This is a genomic window from Telluria sp. Soil_C_11, from assembly GCF_057657395.1.
This window is the reverse complement of the sequence record NZ_JBDGIN010000035.1, coordinates 1-9661: the sequence shown is the minus strand read 5'-3', so window position 1 is coordinate 9661 and position 9661 is coordinate 1. Positions and strand designations below refer to the sequence as shown.

Sequence of the window (9661 nt, the reverse complement as noted above, 5' to 3'; positions counted from 1 at the left end):
TAAGCATTCAGCAGCGCTTTCGCGACTGCTGGCACTTCATCAAACGCCCACACTTATCGACTGTTGATTGTTAAAGAACCGTGTTCTGATCTGCTTGCTTGTTCGACGAATCGTTTTGTTCGTCAGCAGCAGAGGAATGAGATTATGCAGTGTTTCGCTTAACTCGTCAACCCCTCGTTTTTCTTCAGTGCACCCGGCATGGCCGTTTATACAAGTTTAAATAGTTGATTCTATTAAACTTTTCGTGCGCTGCAGAAGCAGGACGCGAACTATAGCAAATGCGGACGGAAGGATGCAAGTGCCCTGTTGCGTGCTACATTCATCGTTAGTCGAGTTTTACTGAAAGAGCCGCGGTACAGGGCCAACAGGAGAGACAAGGGATGACTTACCACCTGCCGGCGGTTATCGCCAGTTCGCACCGCCGTTCCCAGCATTTCGGCTTGCGCGCCGACCTTCGCCCGGATTTCGATCCCCTGTCCGTGTCCGCCCTCTCTGCCCTGGTAGAGCAGAACCGCATGCTCTACAACCATGCGCTGCCGGCGATGGAAACCTTGTACCAGCAGATCGCCAACACCCACAACTCGGTCCTGCTGACCGATGCCCGCGGCGTCATCTTGCATTCGCTGGGCGACGCCGACTTCCTCGAAAAGGCCAACCGCGTCGCGTTGACCCCGGGCGTGGACTGGTCCGAGCAGAGCAAGGGCACGAATGCGATCGGCACTGCGATCGCCGAACAGGCGCCTGCCACTGTGCACGCGGACCAGCACTACCTGACGGCGAACCACTTCCTCACCTGTTCCGCCGCCCCGATCGCCGACCATCGCGGCAAGGTGGTCGGCGTGCTCGATGTCAGCGGCGACCGGCGCAGCTTCCACAAGCACACCATGGCCCTGGTGCGGATGTCGGCGCTGATGATCGAGAACCAGCTGTTCACCGCCGCCTTCGAGGACGCGATCACCCTGCACTTCCATACCCGCCCCGAATTCATCGGCACGCTCATGGAGGGCATCGCCTCCTTCACGCCGTGCGGGCGCTTCCTGGCGGCGAACCGCAACGGTCTGTTCCAGCTCGGCCTGGCGTTCCCCGCCCTGCAGGCCGAGTCCTTCAGCTCCCTGTTCGGCCTGCCGGTATCGAGCCTCTACGATCACTACCGGAGCGCGGCCCCGGGCCTGCTCGACCTGTGCATGCACAACGGCGTGCGCGTGCGCGGCCGCGCCGAGCTGCGCCTGAGGCATGGTGCGCAGTTGCTGAACGATGCACCCGCCCTGCCCGCGCCGCCAGCACCGGCGCCCGAGCTGCCGGATCCGCCGCAGCCGCGCTCCAGATTGCAGGCACTGAACACCGGCGACGCCCGTCTCGCGCAAGCGATCGCCAGGGTCGAGAAGGTCCTCGGCCGCAGTGTGCCCATCCTGATCATGGGCGAGACCGGCACCGGCAAGGAATGGCTGGCCCAGGCCATCCACCACGATTCGCCGCGTGCGCACGGACCTTTTGTCGCGGTCAACTGCGCAGCGATTCCCGAAGCGCTGATCGAGTCGGAACTGTTCGGCTACGAGGAAGGCGCCTTCACGGGCGCGCGCAGGAAAGGCGCGAGCGGCAGGATCATGCAGGCGCACGGCGGCACCCTGTTCCTCGACGAGATCGGCGACATGCCGCTCGCCCTGCAGGCGCGCCTGCTGCGCGTGCTCGAGGAACGCAAGGTCCTGCCGCTGGGTGGGGCCAGGCCGGTCGCGGTCGACATCGAGCTGGTCTGCGCCACCAACCATGACCTGCGCCAGCGCATCGCCGACGGCCTGTTCCGCGAAGACCTGTACTACCGGCTGAACGGCCTGGTGGTGAAGCTGCCGCCGTTGCGCGAGCGCGGCGATCTGGATGCCATCGTCGCGCAGCTGCTGGCCGGCGAAGGTCGGCGCGTGGCCGACGAGGTCCTGCACCTGTTCCATCGCCACGCCTGGCCCGGCAACCTGCGCCAGCTCGCCAGCCTGCTGCGCACCGCGGCCCTGATGGCCGGCGACGAAAAGGAGATCGGGCTGCGGCACCTGCCCGACGATTTTCTGGACGATGCCGCCGCTGCCGATCGCGGCCCCGCGGCGATGCCGGTCCACGCCGGCAGCGGCGCCAGGCTGGAAGAACTGGAACTGAGCGCCATCCTGCGCACCCTCGACGCGCACGACGGCAATGTCTCGGCCGCCGCGCGCGCCCTGGGCGTATCGCGCAATACCATCTACCGCAAGCTGCCGCGCACGAGAACTAAGTGAGCGGCTGCCCACGCAGCTGCGCGCACTCCGCGTCCGAAAACAGGCGCGAGCGGGTCAGGAAGCGCCGGCCCGTCCCGTTATCGAGCGAGAACATGCCGCCATTACCGGCCACCACGTCGATGATCAGCTGGGTGTGCTCCCAGTAGCCGAACTGCTCCAGCCCCATGTAGAACGGCGCCCCGTCCAGGCTGCCCAGGCAGACGTCGGTGTCGCTGACATTGAACTCGCCGGCCGGGTAGCACATCGGCGCGCTGCCGTCGCAGCAGCCGCCGGACTGGAAGAACATCAGCGGTCCGTGGCGCCCGCGCAGCTCGCCGATGAAGGCCAGCGCGGCGGGCGTCGCGGTCACGCGCGCGATCGGCGTGCTCATGGCCGCCATCAGAAAAAGCCGAGCGCCTTCGGGCTGTAACTCACCAGCAGGTTCTTGGTCTGCTGGTAGTGCTCGAGCATCATCTTGTGGTTCTCGCGGCCGATGCCCGACTGCTTGTAGCCGCCGAAAGCCGCATGCGCCGGATACAGGTGATAGCAGTTGGTCCACACCCTGCCCGCCTGGATCGCGCGACCGACGCGGAAGGCGCGGCTGCCGTCGCGTGTCCACAGGCCGGCGCCCAGTCCGTACAGGGTGTCGTTGGCGATGCGCAGGGCGTCGGCTTCGTCCTTGAAGGTCGTCACCGAGACCACCGGCCCGAAGATCTCTTCCTGGAAGATGCGCATCCGGTTGTCGCCCTTGAACACGGTCGGGCGCACGTAGTAGCCGCCGGCCAGGTCGCCGTCGTGGGTGGCGCGCTCGCCGCCGGCCAGCACCTCGGCGCCTTCCTGGCGGCCGATGTCGAGGTAGGACAGGATCTTCTCGAGCTGCTCCTGCGAGGCCTGGGCGCCGATCATGGTGGTTTCGTCGAGCGGATTACCGGCCTTGATTTGCTCGACCCGCGCCAGCGCGCGCTCCATGAATTTCTCGTAGATCGATTCCTGCACCAGCACGCGCGACGGGCAGGTGCAGACTTCGCCCTGGTTCAGCGCGAACATCGCGAAGCCTTCCAGGCACTTGTCGAAGAACTCGTCGTCCTCCGCCATCACGTCCTCGAAAAAGATGTTGGGCGACTTCCCGCCCAGTTCCAGCGTCACCGGGATCAGGTTCTGGGCCGCGTACTGCATGATCAGGCGGCCGGTGCCGGTCTCGCCGGTGAAGGCGATCTTGGCGATGCGCTTGCTGGAAGCGAGCGGCTTGCCTGCCTCCAGGCCGAAGCCGTTGACGATATTGACCACGCCGGCCGGCAGCAGGTCGGCGATCAGCTCGATCAGCACCATGATCGAGGCCGGAGTCTGTTCGGCCGGCTTGAGGACCACGCAGTTGCCGGCCGCGAGCGCGGGCGCCAGCTTCCACACCGCCATCAGGATCGGGAAGTTCCACGGGATGATCTGGCCGACCACGCCCAGCGGCTCATGGAAGTGGTAGGCATAGGTCTCGTGGTCGATGGTCGAGATCGCGCCTTCCTGGGTGCGGATGCAGCCGGCGAAATAGCGGAAGTGGTCGATCGCCAGCGGCAGGTCGGCCGCCATGGTCTCGCGGATCGGCTTGCCGTTGTCGATGGTCTCGGCGGTCGCGAGCATCTTGAGATTCTGCTCCATGCGGTCGGCGATCTTGTTCAGGATGTTGGCGCGCTCGGTGGGCGAGGTCTTGCCCCAGGCGTCCCTGGCTGCATGGGCGGCGTCGAGCGCGGCCTCGATGTCTTCCGCGGTCGAGCGCGCCACTTCGCAGAACGGCTGGCCGGTGATCGGCGTCACGTTGGCGAAGTATTCGCCCTTGGCGGGCGCGACGAAGCGGCCGCCGATGTAGTTGTCGTAGCGCTGACGGAACGGGTTTGCGACGCCGAGTTTGCTGATGTCTGCCAGGTTCATGTCATCCTCTTTTCTCGTTGGTGGTGTGGCCTGCCGGCCGGTGTGTGCGACACCGCCCACTCTCGCAAACGCCGTGCCAGCCCGGCGTCAACGGGGCCGTCGAGTGAAGGGGCCGCAGGCGTCCGCCGGAATGCGTCATGTTCCGGCACACCTGCTCCAGATTGACACAGCCCGGTGGAGCAACCGGGCAACGGACTTCCGGTCCGGAAGGTATAGTTCGGGGCGAAATCATGGAGAAAAGATGAAACGTCACGTACTTGCTTCCAGCATCGTCGCTGCACTGTCCGCCTGGTATTCGCCGCTTGCCATTGCGGACGAAGGCGTAACGACAGGCACCCCGGTCGTCGTGGTGACGGCCAGCCGGACCGAACGCCTGAGTTTCGACCTGCCGGCCTCGATCGATGTCATCGGCGCCGACCAGATCGGCGCAGCCCAGCCGCGCGTCAACGCCTCCGAAGCCCTGGCCGCGGTGCCGGGCCTGGTGGTGCAGAACCGCCAGAACTATGCGCAGGATTTGCAGATCTCTTCGCGCGGCTTCGGCGCCCGCTCGGCCTTCGGCGTGCGCGGCGTGCGCCTGATCGCCGACGGCATCCCCGCCACCATGCCCGACGGCCAGGGCCAGGCCGCCACCTTCAATCTCGACCTCGCCGAGCGCATCGAAGTGCTGCGCGGCCCGTTCTCGGCCTTGTACGGCAATCACTCCGGCGGCGTGGTCCAGCTGTTCACGCGCGATCCGAAAGGCGCGCCGCAAGTGGAACTGAACGTCAGCGCCGGCAGCTATGGCAGCCACAAGACCGACCTCAATGCAAGCGGCAGCGCCGGCGGCGTCGGCTACCTGCTGGATGCCTCGCGCTTCGACACCGACGGCTACCGTAGCCACAGCGCCGCGCGGCGCGACCAGGCCTATGCCAAGCTCACCTTCGCGCCGAGCACGGCCAGCCGGCTGGTTCTCGTGGCCGGCGGGCTGCGCCAGAAGGATACGCAGGATCCGCTCGGCGTCACCTGGGCCACCTGGCAGCGCGATCCGCGCGCGCGCGAGATCGACACCAGCGACCCGCACGATCCGCAGCGCACCTTCGCCGAGCGCTACAACACCCGCAAGAGCATCGACCACCAGCAGCTGGGCGCCACCTGGGAACAGCGCTTCGGCAGCGACCGGCTACGCGTGACCGCCTACGTCGGCAACCGCCGCGTGATCCAGTACCAGTCCTTCTCGCAAGGCTTCCAGGCGCCGCCCAGCCATTCGGGCGGGGTGGTCGATTTCGAGCGCGAGTTCCACGGCATCGACGCCAACTGGAGCATGGCGCGCCCCCTGCTCGACGGCACGCTGCGCTCGACCTTCGGCATCGAGGCGGGCGCGTCGAGCGACGACCGCAAGGGTTACGAGAATTTCGTCGGCAGCGAGTTCGGCGTCCGCGGCCGCCTGCGCCGCGACGAGAACGACGACGTCAGGAACCTCGATCCATACGCCCAGTTCGAATGGGAGCGCGGCCCTTGGGTGCTGAGCGCCGGCCTGCGCCACAGCCGGGTCGACTTCGATGTCGACGACCGCTACCTCGCCAACGGCAACGACAGCGGCAAGGTCAGCTACCGCCACACCACGCCGCTGCTCGGCATCCTCTACAAGGTGCATCCGGGACTGAACGTCTACGCCAGCGCGGCGCGCGGCTTCGAGACCCCGACCCTGAACGAGGTGTTCTACTCGGGTGCAGGAGCCGGCTTCAATTTCTCGCTGGCGCCGGCCAGGAGTACGCACCTGGAATTCGGCGTGAAGGCCATGCCGCTCGACGGCGTGCGCGTCAATGCGGCCGTGTTCCAGGTGAAGACCAGCGACGAGCTGGTGGTCGACAGCTCGTCGGGCGGCCGCACCAGCTACCGCAACGCCAGCGCGACCCTGCGCCAGGGCGGAGAGCTGTCGCTCGATGCCGAGTGGCGGCGCAACTGGTATGGACGGCTGGCCCTGAGCGTGCTGCGCGCCGAGTACGACGAGGGCTTCGGCAATGTGTTGGCCGGCAGCCGCCTGCCCGGCGTGCCGAACGCCAGCCTGTTCGGCGAGCTTGGCTGGAAGGACAGCGCCGACCGCTATGGCATCGCGCTCGAGACCATCGCGAACACGAAACTGTATCCGGACGACGCCAACCAGGCCAATCCGGCGCCGGGCTACGCGATCGCCAACCTGCGCGTGCAGGCGCAGCAGCAGCTCGGCCCGTGGCGAGTGAAGGAATATGCGCGCGTGAACAACGTGCTCGACCGCGATTACATCGGTTCGGTGATCGTCGGCGACAGCAATCGCCGCTACTACGAAGCCGCGCCGGGCCGCAACTGGGTGATCGGCGCGAGCATGCAGTACCGCTTTTAAGCGGCCGGCTGCGCGGGAATGCGCACGCCGGGATACAGGCGTGCGAACACGTCGCCGACCACGGTTTCGAGCAGGCCGTCGAGCCGCGCGGCATCCTTGTCGTCGTGCGTGCGCAGCTCCTGCCAGAGGCGGTCGAGGTCCGGGCAATGCGCCTGCAGCGCCTCTTCGACCGCCGCCTGCCAGAACGGCGGCGCCTCCCCTTCGACGAAATTGCCGCGACCGCGTCCGAAGTGGGCGACGGCCAGGTAGCGCAGGATACTGCTGACCAGGAGCGTGCGCAGGAAAGGCGGCGCGAACTGCACGGTCGGCTGGTTACGGTCGGTGCTCGTATTGAAGCCCCAGGCCGCGCCGGCCATCGTCAGCGCGCCGACGATCGCTCCCAGCAGCGCGCCGCCGCCCAGCGTCAGCCCGCCCGCCATCAGGTCGGCCGACAGGCCCGTCGCGGCGCCCGAGACGACCGCGCCGAGCAGGCCGGCCTGGGTTTTATCCAGCGGGGCGCGGACCTTGAAGTTGTCGCGCACGCGGGCATTGATGCGCGCGGCATCGCCAGGGTCGAGACGGTGCAGGGTCAGCAGGCGCGTCGTGGCCTGGGCGATCCGTTCTTCGAGCCGCTCGACCAGCCGCGCCATCGCCGCTTCCTGGCGGCGCGCATCCGACTTGCCCAGCTTGACCGCCTTCAGCGCCGACTGCAGCAGGCCGCCGCTCTCCTCGGGAATGACTTCGCTATCGCGCACCGCCGCAAGCAGCTGCTCGGCGGTGATGCGCAGCGAAGCATGGTAGCGCGCCAGGCTGTTCGCTTCCCAGGCCGCGCGCAGGCGCGCATACGCAGCGCGCTTCGGCTCCGGCACCAGCTTGCCGACGGCTTCGTAGAACACGTGCTCGTGCACCCAGCAGCGCGCGAAGGCATCCAGCGCGAGTACTTCGCGGACGATCGGATACTGGTCCAGGTGCTGCTTCCACAAGGCCTGTTCCGCCTGTTCGTCGGCGGCCGGACGCGGCGGCCCCAGTTGATTGAGCAGGACGACCACGGGCTTGCCGAGCCATTCGAGGATGCGCATCTCGGCCGGCAGGTAGCCGGCGTCGCGCGGATGCTCGCTCGAATTCACCAGGTAGAGCACGACGTCGGCTTCGTCGCGCGCCGCACGCAAGGCCTGCTGGCTGAGCCAGAACGGGCGGTCGCGGTAGCGGTCGAAGACTTCGCGCAGGAACCAGCCGATCGGATTGCCCGACATCGCCAGGCGCTTGAGCAGGCGGACCGAATCGCCAAAGCCCGGCGTGTCCCACAGCAGCAGGCTGTCGCCCTGCTCGGTGGCCTGCAGCACGTGCGATTCGGAGAAGGTGGTCACGTGGGCGGCATCGCGCACTTCGCCGACATCCATCCCGACCAGGGTGCGCGCGAGCGTGGTCTTGCCGTTGTTCGTGTGCGAAACGAGCGCGAACTGGACCTTGGCGGCCTCGCTCATCGTACCCCCGCCGCGGCGACGCCACCGTCGGTGCCGGCCGGGTATTTCGCCGGCTGCAGCAGGTTCACCACCGTCACCGGAACCTGATGATAGGTGCAGAACTGGCGCCACAGGGCGATGCGCTCGGCCAGGCGCGCATCCGCGCCAGGCTGTCCGGCCGCGCGCTCGGTCAGCGCCGATTCGTCGACCAGCACGCTGACGCCGCCCGGCAGCTGGCGCGCGATCGCGGACAGCAGCGCACCATGGTTTTCCTGTTCGGGCGTGGCGGCCAGGTTGAACAGCACCGCGGTGACGGTTCTCGTGTCGCCCGTCTCCGGACTCAACTCCTGCAGGAAGGCCTTCGGATCTTCGCCGTATGGCAGCGAGGGACGCAGCATGACGCGCGTCTGCTCGCCGTACATCGCGGCAGCGAGTTCGGACAGGCCGCGGTCGCGGCGCTCGTCGAGCGTGAAGCTGTAGGGCAGCACGCGCAGGGTGACCGGAGCGGGACCGGCGCCGACGTGGATCGCGAGCTTCTCGAAGTACGGTTGCCGCAGGTCGATCGGGAAGCGCCGCGCGAGCCGCGCCGCACGCCAGCCGGCGAACAGGGACAGGACCAGGCGCGGCAGGATCACCAGCAGCAGCAGGGTTGCCGCGTACAGGTGAACCCAGCGCGCGCCGCCCGCGTTCGATGGCTCCTGCACGAAACGCAGGGCCTGCACGTCGGCGACGCTGAAACCTTCAATGGGAAACAGGAACATGGCGGGCGCGAACAGCCAGGACAGCAAGGTATGCACCTGCGTCGCATCGAGGAAGGTGCTCTCCCATCCAGCCGCATATTCCGTCAGCAGGCCGCGGGCGTAAAGTGAAATGATGGCGCCGAGCGCAAACGCGGCCGCGGCCAGGTGGACCGCGCGGCTCAGGCGCGTGTGGGTCAGCTTCCAGGAAAGCTCGGTCCAGTCTGCCGTGTACTGGCCGAGGGCGGCTGCGAGCGGCGCCGGCAGCTTGCGCGGCAGCCTGGCTTTCCCAACGCTGAGCCTGCGCATCAGCTCCGGACCGGCCCAGCCCGTGCGTTTGGATGGAATGAGCAGCCAGACCAGCAGGATCATATAGACCAGCAGATTCCAGCCGATGATGAGCAGGAGCGGCGCTGACAGCAGGTCGACGCGGTGCGGATCGGCGATATGGTCGATGGCGGCGCCCGCGATCAGGGCCAGCAGCGGCAGCAGCACGGATAGCATGGGCAGCAAGGGGCGCCGATGCAGGAAGGTGCGGAAGGCGGGCATGCGTTCGGCGAGCCGTTTGAGGATCTGCTCGGAGCGCTGTTCCAGGAAGTGGTCGAGGGTGAGCGGAGATTTGGTGTCGGCCGCTGACCACTGCGCGAGTTCGCGCGCGCTGCGGCTGGCATACATGCGGTCGTCGTCGCTCAGGACTTCGTGCTTGATGTCCGAGGTCTCGATGGCACGGACCAGGGTCACCTTTCTCGCAACCTGTTCTTTCATGCTGTTGGCCTTAATGGTTAGACAACAGCTGCATTGTGCCGCAAATCGTCATGGGATGACGGATGGCACGTTCCGGCCGCCCAAAAGCAAAAAGCCCGCTCAATCGAATTGAGCGGGCTTTGCTGAATAATTAGCCTGACGATAACCTACTTTCACACTGGTTGCAGCACTATCATCGGCGCAAAGTCGTTTCACGGTCCT

Annotated in this window: 6 protein-coding genes; 2 read left to right on the top strand and 4 right to left on the bottom strand. The window is 66.8% G+C overall.

Features of this window, described 5'->3' with window-relative positions:
• Positions 1–380 precede the first annotated feature (380 nt).
• On the top strand, positions 381–2258 hold the full coding sequence (locus AC3A6M_RS24590; RefSeq protein ID WP_487855317.1) for a sigma-54-dependent Fis family transcriptional regulator: 1878 nt from the start codon (positions 381–383) through the stop codon (positions 2256–2258).
• On the opposite strand, the gene AC3A6M_RS24585 is transcribed toward AC3A6M_RS24590, so the two are convergent.
• Both AC3A6M_RS24585 and adh read right to left on the bottom strand, forming a co-directional pair.
• On the bottom strand, positions 2251–2628 hold the full coding sequence (locus tag AC3A6M_RS24585) for a DUF779 domain-containing protein (protein WP_487855316.1): 378 nt from the start codon (positions 2626–2628) through the stop codon (positions 2251–2253). The two genes, AC3A6M_RS24590 and AC3A6M_RS24585, sit on opposite strands and share 8 nt — an antisense overlap.
• 8 nt (positions 2629–2636) lie before the next feature.
• Positions 2637–4157 (bottom strand): aldehyde dehydrogenase, encoded by a 1521-nt coding sequence (adh, locus tag AC3A6M_RS24580; protein ID WP_487855315.1) that lies wholly within the window; start codon positions 4155–4157, stop codon positions 2637–2639.
• A gap of 241 nt (positions 4158–4398) precedes the next feature.
• Here adh and AC3A6M_RS24575 point away from each other — a divergent pair, with 241 nt between their 5' ends.
• A complete protein-coding gene (locus AC3A6M_RS24575) occupies positions 4399–6516 on the top strand; it encodes a TonB-dependent receptor family protein (protein ID WP_487855314.1) in 2118 nt (705 codons plus the stop codon).
• On the opposite strand, the gene AC3A6M_RS24570 is transcribed toward AC3A6M_RS24575, so the two are convergent.
• Positions 6513–7979: a GTPase domain-containing protein gene (locus AC3A6M_RS24570; protein WP_487855313.1), complete on the bottom strand. Its 1467-nt coding sequence runs from the start codon at positions 7977–7979 to the stop codon at positions 6513–6515. The genes AC3A6M_RS24575 and AC3A6M_RS24570 overlap by 4 nt on opposite strands.
• Entirely contained in the window at positions 7976–9460 is a 1485-nt protein-coding gene (locus tag AC3A6M_RS24565; RefSeq protein ID WP_487855312.1) for a DUF2868 domain-containing protein, read from the bottom strand. Before AC3A6M_RS24565 ends, AC3A6M_RS24570 begins: the two co-directional genes overlap by 4 nt.
• Positions 9461–9661: the final 201 nt, after the last annotated feature.